The following is an 18,788-nucleotide window of genomic DNA, read 5'->3' on the forward strand; positions in this document are numbered from 1 at the left end:
GTTGGCGCCCCCCCCCCCGCGCGGTGGGCGGCCCCCCCCCCCGGGGGGGGGGCCGCCCCCCCCGGCCCCGTCCCGGGCGGGGGCCCACCGGGGCCCCCGCGCACGGAACGGCGTGCCTGCGCAGTCAGCGTTTCTGGGCCGCACTGAGCCGCCGCCCCTGGGGTGAGGACCCGCCTACGGCGCGGGGGCGGGTCCTCATCCTGGGGACGGTGTCGTTCACGGCTCCAGCAGGTCCCCCAGGCGTCTCGCCTGGACGTCCCAGCGCCACTCCCGTTCGATCCAGGCCCGGCCCTTCTCCCCCATGGCGCGGGCCCGGTCCGGGTCCGCGAGAAGGCCCGCCACGGCTTCGGCGATGCCGGGGACGGAGCGGCCCGGCACCACGAGGCCCGTCTCGCCGTCCAGGACGGCGTCGGGGGCGCCGCCCGAATCGCCCGCGACGACCGGGAGCCCGGTCGCGGACGCCTCCAGGTACACGATGCCGAGGCCCTCGACGTCCAGGCCGCGGCGGCGGGTGCGGCACGGCATCGCGAAGACGTCGCCCGCGTCGAAGTGCGCGGGCAGCTCCTCCCAGGGGACGCCGCCGGTGAAGACGACCGAACCGCCGACGCGCAGGGACGCGGCGAGGCGTTCCAGGTCGCCGCGGTAGGGTCCGCCGCCGACGAGGAGCAGCGCGGCGTCCGGCACGGACTCCAGGACCCGGGGCCAGGCGCGGAGGAGGGCGTCCTGCCCCTTGCGCGGGACCAGGCGGGACACGCACACCGCCACCGGACGGCCGGTCAGCCCGTGCCGCTCCCGGATCTCCGCCCCGCCCGCGCCCCGGTGGAAGAGCGTCTCGTCGACGCCGGGCGCGAGCCGGGCCATCCGCGCCGCGGCCTCGGGCGACAGGGCCCGCGCCATCCGGGAGCGGGTGTACTCGCCGAGGTAGGTCAGGACGTCGACGCCGTCGCCGATGCGGCCCAGCAGGGTGCGCGCCACCGGCAGCGACGCCCAGCCGGCCTCGTGCCCGTGGGTGATCCCGACGAGCCGCCGCGCCCCCCGGCGCCGCAGCGCCGGGGCCAGCAGGCCGAGGGGCGCCGCCGCGCCGAACACGACCGAGTCGCAGCGCTCCGCGCGCAGCACGTCCGCCGCCCGGCGCAGCACGCCCGGCTCCGGCAGCATCAGGGAGCCGGGGTGCCGGACGACGGGGAACGGCTGCGCCGCGTCGAACTCCGCGGCGCCCTTCCAGGCCGGGGCGTAGACGACGACCGAACCGGGCGGGCGGCGCACGGCGAGGCCGTGCACGAAGGCCTGGATGCCGCCCGGGCGCGGCGGGAAGTCGTTGGTGACGACCAGGGTCCGGGTCATCGCGGGCCGCCCGGGATGCGCGAGGGCCCGCCACCGGCGGTGCGGTGACGGGCCCCCGATGCGCGGACGATCAGTGCCGGACCTCGTGCGACGCGGCGCCGCCCTCGATCTCGGCCTGCTCGCCGTGCGGGTGCTCGTGCTCCTCGACGGGGATGTCGTCGAACGTCCACGCGCGGTTGAGGCGCGAGCGCAGGTGCCCGATCGGGCCCTTGGTGCCGGGCGCCGGGATGCCCTTGGCGTCCCGGGCCGGGGCCTCGGGCCGGGCGTTCTCCTTGGAGAGCAGGACGTGCCGCTCCTCGTCGCGCGGCGCCTCGTGCCGCTCGGAGAACTTCCCGTCCGGCGACATCAGGATCACGCCGCTCTCCACGCCGTGCCCGACGACGTCGGCGTCCTTGCGCTGCAGGCCCAGGCAGATCCGCTTGGTGATGACGAACGCGATGATCGGCCCGAGGAAGAAAGCCACCCGGAAGAACCACGTCGTCGCGAACAGCGACACGTGGAACTTGTCCGCGATGACGTCGTTGGCGCCGGCGATCCACAGCAGCCCGTAGAAGGTGACCGCGGCGATGCCCGTCGCCGTGCGGACCGGGGCGTTGCGCGGCCGGTCGTTCACGTGGTGGTGGCGCTTGTCGCCGGTCACCCACTGCTCGACGAACGGCCAGGCCGCCGCGCCGCCGAACACGATGCCGAGCGGCACCAGCGCCGGGATCAGCACGTTGAAGCTGACCGTGTGGCCCCAGGCGGAGACCTCCCAGTTCGGCATGATGCGCAGCGCCCCTTCGAGGACGCCCATGTACCAGTCGGGCTGGGAGCCCGAGGAGATCGCGCCGGGGTCGTACGGTCCGAACAGCCAGATCGGGTTGATCTGCGCGAACGCGCCGAGCAGCGCCAGGACGCCGAAGGTGAACAGGAAGTAGGCGCCCGTCTTGGCCATGAACACCGGGTAGAACGGGTAGCCGTACACCTGCTGCTCGGTCTGGTTCTTGACCGGCATCGCCGTGTGCTTCTGCACCCACATGATCATCATGTGCGCGGTGACCATGCCGAGCAGCAGCCCCGGGATCAGCAGGATGTGCAGCATGTACAGGCGCGGGACGATGTCCTGGCCGGGGAACTCGCCGCCGAACAGGAACATGTAGATGTAGGTGCCGACCACCGGGATCGACTCCGCGACGCCCTGCGTGATGCGCAGGCCGGTGCCGGACAGCAGGTCGTCGGGCAGCGAGTACCCGAACAGGCCCTCCAGCATGCCCAGCGTGAACATGCCGATGCCGATCAGCCAGTTCAGCTCGCGCGGCTTGCGGTAGGCGCCGGTGAAGAACACGCGCAGCATGTGCGCGAGGATCGACGCCATGAACAGGATCGCGGCCCAGTGGTGGATCTGCCGCATGAGCAGGCCGCCGCGCACGTCGAACGAGATGTGCAGCGTCGAGGCGTAGGCCTCGGACATCTTGACGCCCTGCAGCTTCGTGTACGAGCCGTGGTACACGGTCTCCGTCATGCTCGGCTGGAACCAGAGCGTCAGGAACGTCCCGGTCAGCAGCAGGATGATGAAGGAGTACAGGGCGATCTCGCCCAGCATGAAGGACCAGTGGTCCGGAAACACCTTCTTCATGTTCCGCTTGAAGAAGGTGGTGGAGCCGAGGCGGTCGTCGAGGAACGTCAGCGGCGCCTCGACCGCCTTCGGGGCTGTCGCCTCGCTCATCCGCGCTCCCAGAAGCTCGGTCCGATGGGTTCGTGGTAGTCGCTCGTGGCGATGAGGTACCCGTCCTCCACGGACAGCGGCAGCTGCGGCAGCGACCGCGCCGCCGGCCCGAAGATCACCTTCGCCGCGTCGGTGGCGTCGAACGTCGACTGGTGGCACGGGCACAGGATGTGGTGGGTGGTCTGCTCGTACAGGGCCGCGGGGCAGCCGACGTGCGTGCACACCTTGGAGTAGGCCACGATCCCGTTGACGTGCCAGTTCTCACGGCCCTTGGCGGGCTTGAACTCGTTGGCGGGGACGTTGATGAGGATGGTGACGGCCTTGGCGTTCTGGGTGAGCACCTGGTCCTCGGGGACCTCCTCCTCGATCCCCTCGGGCAGGACCGTGATCATCGAGCCCGGGGAGGAGAAGTCGCTGACCCGCAGCGGCTTGTTGGTGCCGTCGACGACCAGGCGGGCGCCCTTCTTGCCCTCCGCCTGCGCCTTCTTGACGGCCTCGCCCCAGTAGGTGTGGCGGAGCCGCTTCTCCGGCAGCGGGCCGAGGTCGCGCAGCAGCACCAGCGGGGCCAGGCCGAGCGGCGCGGCGGCCAGCAGCAGCGTGCGGCGCAGCAGGGGCCGCTTGGTGATGCCGCTGTCGGCGGCGCCCTCGAGGAAGTCCTCGGTGAAGGAGGCCCGGGTCTCCTCGTCGGCGGCCAGCTCGTGCCGCTCCTGGACGATCGGCTTGCTGGTCATCAGGCGGCGCACCCAGATGGTGACGCCGAAGGCCAGCGCGAGGAACGACAGCGCCATCAGGCCGCCGAGCCACAGGTTGCTCTCGCGCGCCCGGGTGACGCCGTGCATGCCGCCGTCGCGGCCGCTCCAGCCGATGAAGTAGGCGATGAACCCCACGCTGGCGGCGAACGCGACCAGGAAGAGCGTCGCGACGATCCGCTCGGCGCGCTTGGCCGACGCCTCGTCGAGCTGGTCCCCCACGCCCGCGGGCGCCGAGATGTCGTCCTCCGCGAGCAGGGCCTTCTCGCGCGCCGGGGACGGCGTGCCGATCACGCGTTCGCGCGGGGCGGGCCGGCCCGCCGTGTCCTTGTTGTCGTCGCTCATGACTTCTTCAGCTTCTTCGGCTTCTTCGCGGTGATCCACATGGCGGCCAGGACCAGCAGGCCGATGCCGACCAGCCAGCCGGCCAGCCCCTCGGTCACCGGGCCGATGCGGCCGAGGCCGTTACCGCCGGGGTTCGGCTCCTCGCGCGTCTGGACGAGGTAGGCGATGATGGCCTGCTTGTCCTTCGGCGTGAGCGTCGTGTCGTTGAACACGGGCATCGCCTGCGGACCGGTGAGCATGGCCTCGTACATCTGGGTGGGCGTGACGTCGGGGTTCGACAACGAGGGCGCGTACTTGCCGCCGGTCAGCGCGCCGCCCTGGCCGGTGAAGTTGTGGCACTGCGCGCAGTTCGTGCGGAACAGCTTCCCGCCGAGCGCGACGTTGCCGGTCTTCGGGTCCACGGCCGACGCCGGGGGGACCTCCGGGCCGCCGCCGAGCGAGGCGACGTAGGCGCTGAGGTCGGAGAGGTTCTTCTCCGCCTGCATCTTCTGCCGCTCGGCCGCCTCCCGCTTGTCCTTCTCCTCGTAGTCGGTCTTGATCGAGGTGTTGAACTCGGGGAGCGGCTTCTTGCGCGGCATCTGCGCGCCAGGGTTCGCCGCGGGCATGCGGCCCGAGCCGACCTGGAAGTCGACGGACGCGGCGCCGACGCCGATGAGGCTCGGGGCGATCGGGTTGCCCTTGGCGTCCTTGGTGCCCTCGGCGTTCAGCCCGTGGCAGCTCGCGCAGTTCTTGTTGAACAGCTGCTGGCCGTTCTTCAGGTCCTGCGCCGCCTGGGCGGTGGTCTGCGCCTCGGCGCGGTCAGTCCGCGGCGAGAAGCCGGCGTAGATCGCGCCGATCGCCGCCAGGGCCGCCAGCACGACGGCGTAGCCCGCCCACGGGCGCCGTCGCCATGCGGTGATCCTTTTCACGGAAGTCCCCGTTCGGGTCATGTCGGTCGGGTCGGTCAGATGTCGAGCAGGTAGACGACCGAGAACAGGCCGATCCACACCACGTCGACGAAGTGCCAGTAGTAGGAGACGACGATCGCGCTCGTCGCCTGCTCGTGCGTCCACCGCTTGGCGGCGTAGGTGCGTCCCAGGAGGAACAGGAACGCCACGAGGCCGCCGATGACGTGCAGGCCGTGGAAGCCGGTGGCCAGGTAGAAGACCGAGCCGTAGGCCGAGGACGAGAAGGTGAGGCCGTCCTTGGTGACCAGCTGGGAGTACTCGTAGGCCTGGCCGGCGACGAAGTAGGCGCCCATGAGGAACGAGAGGACGTACCACTCGCGCAGGCCCCAGCGCGCCACGTTGAACACGCTTCCGTCACGTCCGACCTTGCCGGCCTCGGCCTTGAACACGCCCATCTGGCAGGTCACCGAGGACAGCACCAGGATGGTCGTGTTGACGGCCGACAGCGGCAGGTCCAGCGGGGCGCCCGGCCACGCGTGGTGGCCGGACTGGCCGATCGTCACAGAGCGGATCGTGAAGAACATCGCGAACAGCGCCGCGAAGAACATCAGCTCGGACGACAGCCAAACGATCGTCCCCACGCTGACCAGATTGGGACGGTTCGCCCGTGCGTGAGGTGTTGTCTCTATCGCGGATGCTGTCACGCCAGCATTATTGCGCCCCTATCCAGTGAGTGACGCATGACCCCCCTTCTAGGGTTCCCCGAGCGTGTCACCGGTGCCGCGACCCGGTACCCTTCAGGTCCATGAGCACCGCCCCGGAGAGCCCGATGAAGGTCCTCGTCTACAGCGACGACGCGAACACGCGCGCCGAGATCCGGATGGCGATCGGGCGCCGGCCCGCCGCCGACCTCCCGAAGGTCGAGTTCGAGGAGTGCGCCACCCAGCCCGCGGTCGTGGCGCGGCTCGACCAGGGCGGCGTCGACGTCCTGATCGTCGACGGCGAGGCGCAGCCCGCGGGCGGTCTCGGCGTGTGCCGCCAGGCCAAGGACGAGGTGTACGACTGCCCGCCCGTCCTGGCGATCATCGGCCGCCGCGACGACGGCTGGCTCGCCACCTGGTCGCGCGCCGACGCCGTGGTGGGCCTGCCCATCGACCCGATGGCCCTCGCGAACGCCCTCGCCGGCCTCATGCGGCAGCGCGTCCAGAACCGCCTCCCGGCCCTGTAGCCGGCGGGCCGCACCGCACCCCCGGCACCGCACCCCCGCAACGCACCCACCACGACCCTGTAGGCGACATGGACGCGCGCACCAGCTGGCCCGCACTGCTCAACGCCCTCGTGTCGGGCGACTCGCTGTCCAGCGAGGAGACCACCTGGGCCATGAACAGCATCATGTCCGGCGAGGCCACCGACGTGCAGATCGCGGGCTTCGCCGTGGCGCTGCGCGCCAAGGGCGAGACGGTCGAGGAGGTCACCGGCCTCGCCGCGGGGATGATGGACAACGCCACGCCCATCGAGGTTCCCGGCCGCATCGCCGACCTCGTCGGGACGGGCGGCGACCGCGGCCACACCGTCAACGTCTCCACGATGGCCGCCGTGGTCGCGGCCGCGGCGGGCGTGCGGGTCGTCAAGCACGGCAACCGGGCCGCGTCGTCCTCGTGCGGCGCCGCCGACCTGCTGGAGCACCTCGGCGTCGCGATCGACCTGCCCCCCGAGGCCACCGCGCGGGTCGCCGACGAGGTGGGCATCACCTTCTGCTTCGCGCCGCTCTACCACCCGGCCCTGAAGTACGCCTCCCGCACCCGCAGCGAACTGGGCACGCCCACGGTCTTCAACTTCCTCGGCCCGCTGACCAACCCGGCGCGCCCCCTGGCCCAGGCCGTCGGGGTGTTCCACCCGCGGATGGCGGGCGTGATGGCGGGCGTGTTCGCCGCGCGCGGCTGCTCCTCTCTGGTCTTCCGGGGCGACGACGGGCTGGACGAGCTGACCACCACGGGCACCTCCACCGTGTGGGTCGTGCGCGACGGGACGGCGACGGAGACGACCTTCGACCCCTCCGACCTCGGCATCCCGCCGGCGAAGCCCGAGGACCTGCGCGGCGCCGACGCGGTGTTCAACGGGCGGGTGGCCCGCGAGACGTTCGGCGGGCGGCGGGGGCCCGTCCGCGACATGGTCCTGCTGAACGCCGCCGCGCTCATCACCGCCTACGAGGGGACGCCGGCCGCCGCCGACCTCACCGCGACGCTGGGGGCCGCCTACGAGCGCGCCGCCGCAGCGGTCGACTCGGGGGGCGCCGCCTCCCTCCTCGACCGCTGGGTCGACGCCTCCCGGCGCCTGCGGGGCTGACGCTCAGCGCCCGCCCGCACCGGCCCCCGCCGCGCTCACGCGACGCCGCGGGCCCCGCTGGACAGCCGCTGCGCGATCCAGATCGGGATGACCGACAGCACGATCAGGGCGGCCGCGAGCACGTTGACGACCGGGGCCTGGTTGGGCCGGAACAGGTTGTTGAAGATCCAGATCGGCAGGGTCTGGGCGCCCGGTCCGGCGGTGAACGTGGTCACGATGATCTCGTCGAAGGACAGCGCGAACGCCAGCAGCCCCCCGGCGAGCAGCGCCGAGCGCAGCGCCGGGAACGTGACGTGCCAGAACGTGTGGAACGTGTCGGCGCCGAGGTCGGCGGACGCCTCCTCCAGGCTGGTGCCCGTGCGCCGCAGCCGGGCGAGCACGTTGTTGAAGATCGTGACGACGCAGAACGTGGCGTGCCCGACGACCACGGTGAACAGGCCGAGCCCGATCCCGAGCGGCTTCAGCACAACCTGGAAGGCGTTGCTGAGCGCGATGCCGGTGACGATGCCGGGCAGCGCGATCGGCAGCACGACGACCAGCGAGACCGTCTCGCGTCCGAAGAACCGGTGCCGCGCCACCGCGAAGGCCGCCATGGTGCCGAGGACGAGCGCGGCGGCCGTCGCGCCGAGGCCCGCCTTGACGCTGGTCAGCACGGCCTGCCGGGCGCCCTCGTTGTGCAGCGCCTGCGACCACCAGCGCCCGGTGAACCCCGACGGCGGCCAGCCGAACGCGGTGTCGGCGTTGAAGGAGTTGACCAGCACGACCAGCAGCGGCACGTAGATGACGGCGAGGCCGAGGAACATCAGGACGCGCAGGGCGATCCGCGCGGCGGGCGAGAGGGTCATCACAGCTCCCTGAGCGCGCCGGTGCGGCGGGCCGCGGCGAGGTAGCCGAGCATCACCACCACCGGGATCGTGGCGACCGCCGCCGCGAACGGCAGGTTGTTGGCGGCGCCGATGTTGTCGTAGACGACGTTGCCGAGCAGCTGGCTCCGGCCACCGACGATCTTCACGGTGATGTAGTCGCCGAGCGACAGCGAGAACGTGAAGATCGATCCGGCCACCAGCGAGGGGAACACCAGCGGCAGCACGACGGACCGCAGCGTGCGCAGCGGGTGGGCGCCGAGGTCGCCGGAGGCGTCCAGCAGCGAGTCCGGGAGCCGCTCCAGGCCCGCGTAGACCGGCAGGATCATGTACGGCAGCCACAGGTAGGCCAGGACGATCACGGTCGCCGTGAGGCCGTAGCCGGGGCTGGAGAGCCCGAACGGCCCCAGCACCTGGTCGACGAGGCCGCCCTGGGCGAGCATCACCCGCCACGCGTACGCCTTGACGAGGTAGGCGGCCCACAGCGGCGCCAGGATGGCTATCACCAGGTAGGGCCGGTGCCGCGGCTTGGCGACCTTGGCCATGTACAGCGCCATCGGGAAGCCGATCGCGGTGTCGATGAGGGTGACGGCCGCCGCGACGCCGAGGCTGCGCAGCGCGACCGTCCGGTAGACCGGCTCGTCGACGAGGGTCTGGAAGTTGGCGAGCGTGAACTGCCGGACGACCTCGCCGGTGAAGACGTCGGTGGTCCAGAAGGCGGTCAGGAAGATCGCGGCGAGCGCGCCGAGATAGACGACGACCAGCCAGGCGAGCGGCGCCGACAGCAGCAGCGACAGGCGCAGCCGCGGGCGGCGGTGCAGCAGGGCCGCCGCCCGGCGCCGGAGACCCGGCGCCGGGCGGCCGTCCTCACCGCCGGTGAGGGCGGAGCCGGTCATCCCTTGATCGCGGTCCACGCCTGGGTCCACTTGGAGTAGTCGACGCACTTGACGTCCTTGCGCCCGTCGAGGCACTGCGCGATCGGCGTCGTCCAGAAGTGCACCTGGGAGAAGTAGTTCTCGTCGGTGGCGTGGAAGGTGTCGCAGAACTTCTTGTCCGCGGTCTCCTGGCACGCCTTCGCGTTCGCCGGGGCCTCACCGAACCACTCGGCGACCTGCGCGTTCGCCTTGGGAGAGACGATCCAGTCCATCCACTTGTAGGCGCAGTTGGGGTTCTTGGCCTTCGCGCCGACCATCCAGGTGTCCGACCAGCCGGTGGAGCCCTCCTTGGGCAGGGTCACCTTGACCGGGGCCTTCTCGCCCTCCGCGAGGTTGGCGATGACCTGCCACGTCGTCCCGAGGACGGAGTCGCCGCTCTTGAACGCCTGGACCTCCTTGGTGTAGTCGGACCAGTACTCGCCGATGAGCCCGCGCTGGGTCTTCAGCAGTTCGACGGCCGCGTCGAACTGCTTCTGGTCGAGCGAGTACGGGTTCTTGATGCCGAGTTCGGGCTTGGCCGTCTTGAGGTAGAGCGCGGCGTCGGCGATGTAGATCGGCGAGTCGTAGGCGGTGATCTTCCCCTTGTACGGGGAGTTGGCGTCGAACACCGCGCCCCACGAGTCGGGGGCCGTCTTGACCTTGTCGGTGCGCCACATGAGCAGGTTGGCGCCGCGGCCGTGCGGGATGCCGTAGGCGACGTTGTTCACCGAGTTCCAGGGCTTGTTCTTCAGCCCGGCGAACACGTCGGCGTAGTTCGGCACGAGCCCGGTGTTGACCGGCGCGACCGTCCCGGAGGCGATCAGCCGCAGCGAGGCGTCGCCGGAGGCGGAGACCGCGTCGTACTCGCCGGTCTTCATCAGGGTCACCATCTCGTCGGACGTGCCGGCGACCTTGGTGTTGACCTTGCAGCCGGTCTGCTTCTCGAACGGGGTGACCCAGTCGACCTTGGGGTCGTTGGAGCCGTCCTCGGCGTACCCGGCCCAGGCGACCAGGTTGACCTGGCCCTCGCTCTGGCCGAGCGACTTCTGCATCGGCACCTTGGGGACCGGGAAGGCGCCCTGCCCGGCTCCGGTCGCCTTGTCGCCCGAGTCGCCGCCGCAGGCGGCGGCCGCGAGTCCGATCGCCAGCGTCGCCGCGGCGGCGGCCGCCATGCGCGTGGACCACATGGGGAACTCCTTATTGTGGGGGTTTTTTCGGGGGTTCGTTGGGGTGGCTCAGGGGGTGGGCGCCGGCGTGGAGCCGGCGCCCGCCAGGTGGAACTCGTGCGCCTCGTGCCAGCTGATCCGGACGCGTGCGCCGCGCCGGCCCATCACGTCCATGGAGGAGGTCCGCAGGTTCTGCTGGAGCGCGACGACGCGGCTCCCCGACTCCAGGTCGATGACGAAGCGGGTGACCGCGCCCGCGTAGACGACCTCGGCGATCGTGCCGAGCGCCTGCCGGTCCCCCGCGTCCGGCCCGTCGTCCCGCGCGCCCTCGCCGTCCATGTGGACGGCGATCTTCTCCGGCCGCACGCAGACCTCGCCGATGCGGTTGGTCGTCCCGACGAAGCCGGCCACGAACTCGGTGGCCGGCCGCTCGTACACCTCGGCCGGCGTGCCGACCTGCTGGACCCGGCCGCCGTCGAGGACCGCGATCCGGTCGCTGAGGGTCAGCGCCTCCTCCTGGTCGTGGGTGACGAACACGAAGGTGATGCCGGCCCTGCGCTGGATGCTCTTCAGCTCGACCTGCATCTCCTCGCGCAGCTTCAGGTCGAGCGCGCCGAGCGGCTCGTCCAGCAGCAGCACCTTCGGCTCGTTCACCAGCGCCCGGGCGAGCGCGACCCGCTGGCGCTGGCCGCCCGACAGCTCGGCGGGGCGGCGCGCCCGCATCCCGTCGAGCCGGACGCTGCGCAGCGCCTCCAGCGCCCGCTCCCGGCGCTCGGACTTCGGCACCCGCCGCACCTTCAGGCCGTACTCGACGTTGCGGAGCACGTCCAGGTGCGGGAAGAGCGCGTAGTCCTGGAAGACGGTGTTGACGTCACGGTCGAACGGCGCGAGCGCCGTCACGTCCCTGCCGCCGAGTTCGATCGTTCCAGCGGTCGGCCGCTCGAAGCCCGCGATGAGCCGCAGCACGGTCGTCTTCCCCGACCCGGACGGGCCGAGCATCGAGAAGAACTCGCCGTCCCTGATGTCGAGGTCGACGCCCGCCACCGCCTCGACGGGGCCGAAGGCCTTGCGCAGATCGCGGATCCTCACCGCTGAAACCGGCATGACCGAAAACATATGGAGTCAGAGGTTTAAGTTCAAGTGATGTTCCGGTATCACTGTGTCGACACCGGGAGGGGGCCCATGGACAGCGCGCACCTCGTCGTGTTCGCTCCCGTCGACAACACCGCGCGGGTGCACGCGGTCGTGCGGCGCCTGGGCGACGCGATCGCGCTCGGCCTCCTCGCGGACGGCGAGCAGCTGCCCAGCGAGACCGACCTGTCGGCATATCTCGGTGTTTCGACGGTCACCCTACGCGAAGCGCTGATGGCCTTGCGTCAGCAGGGCCTGATCGAGACCCGCCGGGGCCGCGGCGGCGGCAGCTTCGTCAGGGCTCCTGCCAGGGCTTTCGACCTCGACGAGCGGCTGCGTTCGCTCAGCGCGGAAGAGCTCCGCGACCTCGGCGACCACTACGCCGCCATCGCCGGGGCCGCCGCCCGGCTCGCCGCCGGGCGGTCGCTGCCCGGCGACGTCCGGCGGCTGCGGCGGTCGCTGGAGGAGATGGCCGGGACGGAATCCGGCGCCGGGACGTGCCGGCTGGACGGCCGGTTCCACCTGGAGGTCGCCGCCGCCTCCCAGTCCGGCCGGCTCACCCGGGAGGAGATCCGGCTCCAGGCCGAGCTCGGGCCGCTGGTGTGGGCCGTGCACGATCTTCCCGAACGGCGCGGGCCCGTCGCCGCCGAGCATGCCCGGCTCGTCCGGGCGATCGAGGCGTCCGACGGCGCCGAGGCACGCGATGTAGCTGAAAGTCACGTCTCGAATGCGGTAGAACGTCTGATTGAACGACGGCTCGCACTCTGAGACCCCGAGGGGGACCCATGCCCGCCGAGCCACCGGCCGTCGGCGCGGCGGCGGCACACGTCCGCGCGACCCTGGACGGCGTGTTCACCACCGTGGCCCAGGTGCGCGACGCGGCCGCGCGGCGTCTGGAGGACGTCCGCCGCGCCGGGCGCTCCCCTGCCCGCGACGACCTCGCCGCGCTGCGCCCGCTGCTGTTCTCCCATCTCGGCCCGCTCGTCTGCGGCCTCGGGTTCATCGCCGCGCCGGGCCTGCTCGCCGACGCCGCCTGGTACATGGAGTGGTGGCAGACCGGCCCGGCCGGGCGGCCGTCCCAGCTGCTGCGCGACCTGAACCCCGAGAGCAGCGTCCTGTACGACTACACCGACTGGGAGTGGTTCACGGGGCCGCAGAGCGGGGCGGAGAAGACCGTCTGCGGCCCCTACGTCGACTACCTGTGCAGCGACGAGTACGTCCTGACCCTGTCGGCGCCGGTGCGCGTGGACGGGAGGTTCGCGGGCGTCGCGGCCGCCGACGTGTTCGCCCGGACGTTCGAGAACGAGATCGTGCCGGCGCTGCGGGAGATCCCCGCGCCCGCGTTCGTCGTCAACGCCCCCGGCCGCGTGATGGCCTCCAACACCGCCAGCTGGCCCCCGGGGGCCGTGTACCGGGAGCTGCCCGGCTACGCCGCCCGCTCCTGCGGGGGCGGCATCGACCGCGTCGCCCTCGTCGTCGGCGGCTAGCCCCGCACGGGCGCGGCCCCCGGCCTCAGTCGGCGTCGGGCAGGCCGAGGGAGAAGGCCTGCTCCAGGTCGTGCTGGGAGTAGGTGCGGAACGCGATGTGGGTCTCGGTGCCGACGATGCCGGGGACCTTGTTGATGCGGCCGGGGATCACGTCGTTGAGCTCCTCGTGGCGGCGCACCCGGACCATCACCATGAGGTCGTGGTCGCCGGTGATGGAGTACACCTCGCTGACGCCGTCCAGCGCCGCGATCGTCTCGGCCACCTCGTGGATGCGCGCGACGTCGGCCTTGACGAACACGATCGCAGTGACCACTGCACCCCTCCCCACAGAAACGGACCCTCCGACCCTACCGGGGCCCTGCGCCGCGAGTGCGGGGGGACGCCCCAGGAGCGGGGGCCGTCGCGGGCGGTCAGCCGCCGCTCAGCGCGGCCAGGCGGTGGGCGGGGCCGGCACGGCGGGCCAGGAGCGCGAACACCACGCCCGCCACGAAGCCGTAGATGTGCGCGGTGTAGGCGACGTTGCTCTTCTCGTCGCCCAGGGACAGCCACTGCAGGACGAACCAGTAGCCGAGCACCACCCACACCGGCAGGCGGATGAAGATGACCGGCGGCACCCAGCTGACGACGCGGCCCCGCGGATTGAGGATCACGTAGGCGCCCATCACCCCGGCGATCGCGCCGGACGCGCCGATGAGCGGGACGGTGGAGTCGGGCGAGGTCCACGCGAACCCGTAGACGGCGACGAGCCCGAACACCAGGTAGGCGAGCAGGTAGCGCCATCGGCCGAGCCGGTCTTCCACGCCCATGCCGACGACGAACAGGAAGACCAGGTTGCCGAGCAGGTGCATGGCGCTGGAGTGCAGGAACATCGAGGTGAACGCCGCGGTCCAGGGCGCCTTGCGGAAGCTCGACGGCCCGCAGTCGTGCGCGACCTCGGTCGGCAGCGGCTGCTGGTCGCCGGTGGTCAGCTCCTTCGGCACGGCTCCGTACTCGTAGGTGAAGTGCGTCGCCTTGCACTCGCGGACCGAGCCCTTGCCGTACCAGGCGGCGAAGTTCGACATCGGGGTGATGAGGAAGACCACCACGTTGACGGCGATCAGCAGGTACGTCACCCAGGGGACGCGCCGCGCAGGCTGACTGTCGTAGAGAGGCAGTGCCATGCGGGGTCGTCCTCCGGTTGCCGGGTGTACACGGTCACCTTAGTGGTCGGCCGGGCCCGCGACGGGCACCGTCGGGCCGCTCGTAGCTCCGGTCGTAGGCCTTGTCGATCCACTCGCGCAGGCCCTCGGCGCCGTGCAGCGGGCACGTCCACGGGCCGTCGACCTCGACCAGGCGGACGCCGGGCAGATCGAGCCAGCGCAGGACGCACTCCATCTCCTCGGCGGTCGCGCCCTGCGAGGCGGGCGCGCCGAGCGCGACGCCGCCGGGCGCCTCTCCGGAGGGCGGGAACACCGTCTCGGCCGTCGCGATGAGCGCGTCGACGTAGGGCCGGGGCCGGGCGTTCGGCGGGACGGTCCCGGCGGCGGCGAGCCGGCCGTAGCGCACGACCGACAGCTCCCATCCGCCGTCGAAGGCGGGACGGGCGGCCACCAGCTGGGGCAGCCGGGCCAGCGCCGCCAGCCGCTGCCCGCGCGCGGCGGCCCGGACGAACGCCGCGAGCCGGTCGCGCTGGGCGGCGGCCTCCTCGTAGCGCAGCTCGGAGGCCAGCCGGTCGATGCGGACCTGCGCGGCGGCGACGACGGGCCGCACGTCGCCCTCCATGATGGAGCGGGCCGTCCCGGTGTGGACGGCGTAGGCGTCGGCGGACTCGCGGCCGTCGCAGGGCGCGCCGCAGCGGCCCAGCTCGGCGAGGGCGCACGAACGCGCCTTGCCGCTCTCCACCAGCCGGAGGGTCAGACGCTGGGTGCACTGCCGCAGCGGAACCGCCTCGTGCAGCGCGGCGCGGGCCTCCTCGGCCTGCCGCCGCGAGGAGATCGGCCCGAGGTAGCGGGCGCCGTCGGCCCGGCACTCCCGCACGATGGACAGCCGGGGGAACGGCTCCACGGTCAGCTTCAGCCAGATCGCCCGCTCGGGGAACTTGGAGCGGCGGTTGTAGCGCGGCTTGTGCTCGGCGATCAGCCGCAGCTCGCGGACCTCGGCCTCCAGCCCCGTGGCGCACACGATGGTGCGGACGTTCTCGGCGAGGCCGACCATCTCCCGGACGCGCCGGCGCGTCTCCGAGCCGGTGAAGTAGCTGCGCACGCGCGAGCGCAGGTCGCCGCTCTTGCCCACGTAGAGCACCTCGCCGGCGTGGTCCTCGAAGAGGTAGACGCCGGGGGTGGAGGGGACGTCGTCGGCGAGGTGCCGCTTGCGGCGCTGCTCGGGGGTGGGCGCCTTCGCGAAGCCGCGCATCTCCTCCAGCGAGGTGACGCCGAACGAGCCGAGCCGCTCGATGAGGCCGTGCAGCACCTCCACGGTGGCGCGGGCGTCGGCGAGGGCCCGGTGCGTCGGCTCGTTGGACGTCCGGAAGAAGCGGGCCAGCGTGGCGAGCTTGCAGTTGGGCACCTCGTCGCGGGACAGCACGCGCCGCGCCAGGTCGACGGTGTCGACGACGGCGAACGCGGGCCAGGCGTAGCCGTTCGCGGCGCACGCGGCCTTGAGGAAGCCGATGTCGAACGAGGCGTTGTGCGCGACGAGGACGCAGCCGCGCGCGAACTCCAGGAACGCCGGCAGCACCGACTCGATCCGCGGCGCGGCCGTCACCATCGCCGTGGTGATGCCGGTGAGCGCGGTGATGAACGGCGGGACGGGGCCGCCCGGGTCGACGAGCGTGCCGAGCTCGCCGAGCTCCTGACCGCCGCGCACCTTCACCGCGCCGATCTCGGTGATGGCCGAGTCGGCCGCCGAGCCGCCGGTGGTCTCCAGGTCGACCACCACGAAGGTGACGTCGCTGAGGGGGGTGCCGAGGTCGTCCAGGGTGCCCTGGACGCCGTGCCCCCGGGCCCCGTGCCCCTGGGCTCCGCGCCCTTGGACACCGTGCGCAGCCGTCATGAGCGCGACCGTAGAGGACCCCACCGACAGAACTTCGTGCCGCTAGGGTTGGGGGGCGCCGGGACGTCCCGCCGGGCGGGGGCCGCGAGGACGGGCGGGAGGCATCCCGCCGAGGGCCGGGCGCGATCCGTCCGATCGCACGTTCGCCCTGGTTAGGGCGTACCGCGCTCGGGAACACACAGCCCACCGGCGGCGCAGCCCGGAAGGAGCGGGATCATCGACAGCGGTCCCGAAGCGACCCCCGGCGACGGGGAGCCTGCGGAGAAGGCGTCCCGCCCGCTGCCCGAGGCGGTGCGGCAGGGCGTGGTGGAGGCCGCCGCCGACCTGATCGGGTCACTGCCCTCCGAGGAGATCCCCGTGCCGCTGCGCCGGTTCGCGCGGTTCGAGCGCCGCAAGCGCGCCAGGCTCGCGGGCCAGCACATCGCGGCGGTGCTGGAGAAGGACGGGGAGTTCCGGAGCCGGGTCGCCGCGCCGCTCCGGGAGGCGCAGGCCGACCTGGTGGAGGCGGTCGAGGGCGGGAACGTGCCGCCCGCGGCCGACCCGGTGCGCGTCGCCGTGCTGGCCTACCTGCTGCGCCCGGCGGGCTGGACAGAGCTGGTGGAGTCCGCGCGCGAGGAGCTGGCGCGTTCGGCGAGCGCGTCGGAGGAGCAGGAGGCCGAGCGCCGCGTCGCCGCGCTGAAGGCGGAGCTCGCCGCGACCCGCGACGCCCGCGGCGCCGAGCTGGCCAAGCTGCGCGCCGAGCTGCGCGAGACCAAGGCCGAGGTCGCCGAGCTGCGCCGCAAGCTGCACGACGCGCGCACCCGGTTCCGGGCCGCGGAGGAGCGCGCACACGCGGTCGCGGAGGAGGCCGACCGCGAGCTCGCCGCCGCGCGCGAGTCGACCGCCGCGTCGGACAAGGAGCTGCGCAGGCTGCGCGCCCGGGCCGCGCGGGCGGAGGAGGCGGCCGAGACCGCCAAGCGGGCCGCGCGGGAGGGGCGCAACGTCGACGACGTGCGGCTGCGGATGCTGCTGGACGCGCTGGTGGACGCCGCGCAGGGCGTCCGCCGGGAGCTGGCCCTGCCCTCCACCATCGGCCGTCCCGCCGACGCGGTCGGCGGGCTGGAGCCCGACCGGCTGGCGCACCGCGCGCTGCCCGGCCGGGCCCTGTCCGACAGCGACCCGCAGCTGCTGGACCGGCTGCTGACGCTTCCGCAGGTGCACCTGGTGGTGGACGGCTACAACGTCACCAAGACCGGGTACGGGGAGCTGCCGCTGGCCGACCAGCGCAGCCGGCTGCTGTCGGGGCTCGGCGGGCTCGCCGCGCAGACGCGCGCCGAGGTGACGTGCGTGTTCGACGGGGCGGAACTGGACGCGCCGGTCGCCATCGCGGCGCCGCGCGGGGTACGGGTGCGGTTCAGCCACCCGGGCCAGACGGCGGACGAGCTGATCGGCGAGCTCGTGCGGGCCGAGCCGCCGGGCCGCTCGGTGGTCGTGGTGTCGTCCGACCGGGAGGTCGCCGACGCCGCCCGGCGCGCCAACGCGCGCCCCTGCCCGTCCTCCCTGCTGCTGCGCAGGCTGGGCCGCTCCTAAGACGCCCATAAGGCTCCGATAAGGCAGTCCTCGCGGTATGTGATCATGGCGTCACTAAAAGTGGATGATAATGAGAGATGTCAATCAAAGAGTGATGAATCGGTTGTGACGGCTGTTGCCCCTCGCTAATGTCGTCCGCTGACGTCGTGGACGAGAGGGGCGAAACCGACCGTGGCCAATGATCACATCGGGGCACCGGCGCAGCGGCCTGGCCGCGGGGCGGGCTCTGCGGGCACAGGCCTCCGCCGTCGCCTGGCGGCCGTCGCCGGACTGACCGTGGCGGTCTCCCTGACCTGCTCCCCGGTGGTGGCGCACGCCGAGCCCAAGCCGACCCGGGCGCAGGCCCAGAAGACGCTCGACAAGCTCAACGAGAAGATGGACCAGAAGGTCGAGCAGTTCAACCAGAACCGCGAGAAGCTCAAGGTCGCCAAGAAGAAGTTCGACGCCGCGACCAAGGCGAGCAAGCAGGAGCAGGCCGACTTCGAGGAGCAGCGGTCCAAGATCGCGCAGATGGCGGCCACCGCCTACAAGAACGGTGACTCGGCCGACGTCACCGGCTTCGTCGGCAGCAACGACCCGCAGTCGATCCTCGACCAGGCCGCCGTCTTCTCGCACCTGTCGCACGAGCGCAGCTCCCAGCTCACCCAGTTCCTCGCGACCGCCCAGCGGCTCCGCCGCGAGCAGTCCCAGGCGAAGGCCGCCTACGACGAGGTGAAGTCCAAGCAGGACGAGCTGAAGAAGCAGAAGCAGGACCTCGACAAGCAGGTGCAGAAGCAGAAGGCGCTCGTGCGCCGGCTCGGCGGCGGGAGCACCCCCTCCCGCCCGGGCGGCGGCGGCCCCACGGGCGGCACCTACAACGGCCCGGCGAGCGGCCCGGCCCGCACGGCGCTCAACTTCGCCTACGCGCAGCTCGGCAAGCCCTACTCCTACGGCGCCGAGGGCCCGGACTCCTACGACTGCTCCGGTCTGACCATGAAGGCCTGGGCCGCCGCGGGCGTCAGCATCACCCGCACCACCAACACCCAGTACGCCTACACCAGCTCCAAGCGGGTCGCCTGGAACAACATGCAGCCCGGTGATCTGGTGTTCTTCAGCAACCTCGGCCACGTCGGCCTCTACGTGGGCGGCGGCAAGATGATCCACGCCCCGCACACCGGCGACGTCGTCAAGATCAGCGACATCAGCTCCGGCTACTACAAGAGCAATTTCTACGGCGCCGGGCGCCCCTGACGCACCGCCTGACCCCCTGCTC

Annotated in this window: 18 protein-coding genes; 6 read left to right on the forward strand and 12 right to left on the reverse strand. The window is 72.3% G+C overall.

Annotated features, from left to right (window positions below; genetic code table 11):
• Positions 1 to 216 precede the first annotated feature (216 nt).
• The 5 genes from ABWI04_RS22750 to ctaE all read right to left on the reverse strand — a co-directional run bounded on the left by ABWI04_RS22750 (position 217) and on the right by ctaE (position 5,734).
• Positions 217 to 1,344 carry a glycosyltransferase family 4 protein gene (locus ABWI04_RS22750; RefSeq protein ID WP_353833709.1) on the reverse strand — a complete coding sequence of 376 codons (1,128 nt, stop codon included), beginning with the start codon at positions 1,342 to 1,344 and terminating at the stop codon, positions 217 to 219.
• Positions 1,345 to 1,414: 70 nt separating this feature from the next.
• Positions 1,415 to 3,049, reverse strand: a complete 1,635-nt coding sequence (gene qcrB / locus ABWI04_RS22755) for a cytochrome bc1 complex cytochrome b subunit (RefSeq protein WP_345186174.1) — start codon at positions 3,047 to 3,049, stop codon at positions 1,415 to 1,417.
• The gene (gene qcrA / locus ABWI04_RS22760; protein WP_353833711.1) at positions 3,046 to 4,143 is read right to left on the reverse strand and encodes a cytochrome bc1 complex Rieske iron-sulfur subunit; all 1,098 of its coding nucleotides are present in this window, start codon (positions 4,141 to 4,143) and stop codon (positions 3,046 to 3,048) included. The genes qcrB and qcrA overlap by 4 nt, the downstream gene beginning before the upstream one ends.
• Positions 4,140 to 5,051 carry a cytochrome bc1 complex diheme cytochrome c subunit gene (gene qcrC / locus ABWI04_RS22765; RefSeq protein WP_345186168.1) on the reverse strand — a complete coding sequence of 304 codons (912 nt, stop codon included), beginning with the start codon at positions 5,049 to 5,051 and terminating at the stop codon, positions 4,140 to 4,142. The genes qcrA and qcrC overlap by 4 nt, the downstream gene beginning before the upstream one ends.
• 35 nt (positions 5,052 to 5,086) lie before the next feature.
• The gene (ctaE, locus tag ABWI04_RS22770; protein ID WP_446678589.1) at positions 5,087 to 5,734 is read right to left on the reverse strand and encodes an aa3-type cytochrome oxidase subunit III; all 648 of its coding nucleotides are present in this window, start codon (positions 5,732 to 5,734) and stop codon (positions 5,087 to 5,089) included.
• 101 nt (positions 5,735 to 5,835) lie between these two features.
• Here ctaE and ABWI04_RS22775 point away from each other — a divergent pair, with 101 nt between their 5' ends.
• The gene (locus ABWI04_RS22775) at positions 5,836 to 6,258 is read left to right on the forward strand and encodes a type 2 periplasmic-binding domain-containing protein (protein WP_345186163.1); all 423 of its coding nucleotides are present in this window, start codon (positions 5,836 to 5,838) and stop codon (positions 6,256 to 6,258) included.
• 68 nt (positions 6,259 to 6,326) lie between these two features.
• Entirely contained in the window at positions 6,327 to 7,376 is a 1,050-nt protein-coding gene (gene trpD, locus ABWI04_RS22780) for an anthranilate phosphoribosyltransferase (protein WP_345186161.1), read from the forward strand.
• Between the two features lie 35 nt (positions 7,377 to 7,411).
• Here trpD and ABWI04_RS22785 read toward each other — a convergent pair whose 3' ends face one another.
• From ABWI04_RS22785 to ABWI04_RS22800, 4 genes are read right to left on the reverse strand one after another with little or no spacing between them, the layout of a single operon-like run.
• Complete coding sequence (locus ABWI04_RS22785) at positions 7,412 to 8,221, reverse strand: ABC transporter permease (protein ID WP_345186158.1); 810 nt, start codon at positions 8,219 to 8,221, stop codon at positions 7,412 to 7,414.
• Entirely contained in the window at positions 8,221 to 9,135 is a 915-nt protein-coding gene (locus tag ABWI04_RS22790; protein ID WP_353833712.1) for an ABC transporter permease, read from the reverse strand. The genes ABWI04_RS22785 and ABWI04_RS22790 overlap by 1 nt, the downstream gene beginning before the upstream one ends.
• Positions 9,132 to 10,340, reverse strand: coding sequence for an ABC transporter substrate-binding protein (locus ABWI04_RS22795; protein ID WP_345186152.1), 1,209 nt, complete (start codon positions 10,338 to 10,340; stop codon positions 9,132 to 9,134). The genes ABWI04_RS22790 and ABWI04_RS22795 overlap by 4 nt, the downstream gene beginning before the upstream one ends.
• 48 nt (positions 10,341 to 10,388) lie before the next feature.
• The gene (locus ABWI04_RS22800) at positions 10,389 to 11,423 is read right to left on the reverse strand and encodes an ABC transporter ATP-binding protein (RefSeq protein ID WP_345186149.1); all 1,035 of its coding nucleotides are present in this window, start codon (positions 11,421 to 11,423) and stop codon (positions 10,389 to 10,391) included.
• A 78-nt stretch (positions 11,424 to 11,501) separates the two neighbouring features.
• Between ABWI04_RS22800 and ABWI04_RS22805 the strand changes: the two genes are divergently transcribed.
• Both ABWI04_RS22805 and ABWI04_RS22810 read left to right on the forward strand, forming a co-directional pair.
• Positions 11,502 to 12,218 (forward strand): FadR/GntR family transcriptional regulator, encoded by a 717-nt coding sequence (locus ABWI04_RS22805; RefSeq protein ID WP_353833714.1) that lies wholly within the window; start codon positions 11,502 to 11,504, stop codon positions 12,216 to 12,218.
• 17 nt (positions 12,219 to 12,235) lie between these two features.
• On the forward strand, positions 12,236 to 12,937 hold the full coding sequence (locus tag ABWI04_RS22810) for a cache domain-containing protein (protein ID WP_345186145.1): 702 nt from the start codon (positions 12,236 to 12,238) through the stop codon (positions 12,935 to 12,937).
• 25 nt (positions 12,938 to 12,962) lie between these two features.
• On the opposite strand, the gene ABWI04_RS22815 is transcribed toward ABWI04_RS22810, so the two are convergent.
• From ABWI04_RS22815 to ABWI04_RS22825, 3 genes are all read right to left on the reverse strand, one after another.
• Entirely contained in the window at positions 12,963 to 13,250 is a 288-nt protein-coding gene (locus ABWI04_RS22815; protein ID WP_345186143.1) for an Lrp/AsnC family transcriptional regulator, read from the reverse strand.
• A gap of 97 nt (positions 13,251 to 13,347) precedes the next feature.
• Entirely contained in the window at positions 13,348 to 14,097 is a 750-nt protein-coding gene (locus tag ABWI04_RS22820) for a rhomboid family intramembrane serine protease (RefSeq protein ID WP_345186140.1), read from the reverse strand.
• Between the two features lie 34 nt (positions 14,098 to 14,131).
• On the reverse strand, positions 14,132 to 15,967 hold the full coding sequence (locus ABWI04_RS22825; protein ID WP_345186138.1) for a DEDD exonuclease domain-containing protein: 1,836 nt from the start codon (positions 15,965 to 15,967) through the stop codon (positions 14,132 to 14,134).
• Positions 15,968 to 16,258: 291 nt separating this feature from the next.
• Between ABWI04_RS22825 and ABWI04_RS22830 the strand changes: the two genes are divergently transcribed.
• A complete protein-coding gene (locus tag ABWI04_RS22830; RefSeq protein WP_353833716.1) occupies positions 16,259 to 17,536 on the forward strand; it encodes an NYN domain-containing protein in 1,278 nt (425 codons plus the stop codon).
• Positions 17,537 to 17,812: 276 nt separating this feature from the next.
• On the forward strand, positions 17,813 to 18,766 hold the full coding sequence (locus ABWI04_RS22835) for a C40 family peptidase (protein ID WP_345186133.1): 954 nt from the start codon (positions 17,813 to 17,815) through the stop codon (positions 18,764 to 18,766).
• The last annotated feature ends 22 nt before the right edge of the window (positions 18,767 to 18,788 follow it).

This window comes from Actinomadura sp. NPDC000929 (assembly GCF_040492065.1).
Lineage (GTDB): Bacteria > Actinomycetota > Actinomycetes > Streptosporangiales > Streptosporangiaceae > Spirillospora > Spirillospora verrucosospora.

Excerpts from the sequence above, each read along its gene's own strand:
- ABWI04_RS22805 (WP_353833714.1), top strand. The coding sequence starts at position 11,502 with ATGGACAGCGCGCACCTCGTCGTGTTCGCTCCCGTCGACAACACCGCG.
- ABWI04_RS22800 (WP_345186149.1), bottom strand. The coding sequence starts at position 11,423 with ATGCCGGTTTCAGCGGTGAGGATCCGCGATCTGCGCAAGGCCTTCGGC.
- ABWI04_RS22795 (WP_345186152.1), bottom strand. The coding sequence starts at position 10,340 with ATGTGGTCCACGCGCATGGCGGCCGCCGCCGCGGCGACGCTGGCGATC.
- ABWI04_RS22820 (WP_345186140.1), bottom strand. The coding sequence starts at position 14,097 with ATGGCACTGCCTCTCTACGACAGTCAGCCTGCGCGGCGCGTCCCCTGG.
- ABWI04_RS22790 (WP_353833712.1), bottom strand. The coding sequence starts at position 9,135 with ATGACCGGCTCCGCCCTCACCGGCGGTGAGGACGGCCGCCCGGCGCCG.
- ABWI04_RS22750 (WP_353833709.1), bottom strand. The coding sequence starts at position 1,344 with ATGACCCGGACCCTGGTCGTCACCAACGACTTCCCGCCGCGCCCGGGC.
- trpD (WP_345186161.1), top strand. The coding sequence starts at position 6,327 with ATGGACGCGCGCACCAGCTGGCCCGCACTGCTCAACGCCCTCGTGTCG.
- qcrA (WP_353833711.1), bottom strand. The coding sequence starts at position 4,143 with ATGAGCGACGACAACAAGGACACGGCGGGCCGGCCCGCCCCGCGCGAA.
- qcrB (WP_345186174.1), bottom strand. The coding sequence starts at position 3,049 with ATGAGCGAGGCGACAGCCCCGAAGGCGGTCGAGGCGCCGCTGACGTTC.
- ABWI04_RS22810 (WP_345186145.1), top strand. The coding sequence starts at position 12,236 with ATGCCCGCCGAGCCACCGGCCGTCGGCGCGGCGGCGGCACACGTCCGC.
- ABWI04_RS22825 (WP_345186138.1), bottom strand. The coding sequence starts at position 15,967 with ATGACGGCTGCGCACGGTGTCCAAGGGCGCGGAGCCCAGGGGCACGGG.
- ABWI04_RS22775 (WP_345186163.1), top strand. The coding sequence starts at position 5,836 with ATGAGCACCGCCCCGGAGAGCCCGATGAAGGTCCTCGTCTACAGCGAC.
- ABWI04_RS22785 (WP_345186158.1), bottom strand. The coding sequence starts at position 8,221 with ATGACCCTCTCGCCCGCCGCGCGGATCGCCCTGCGCGTCCTGATGTTC.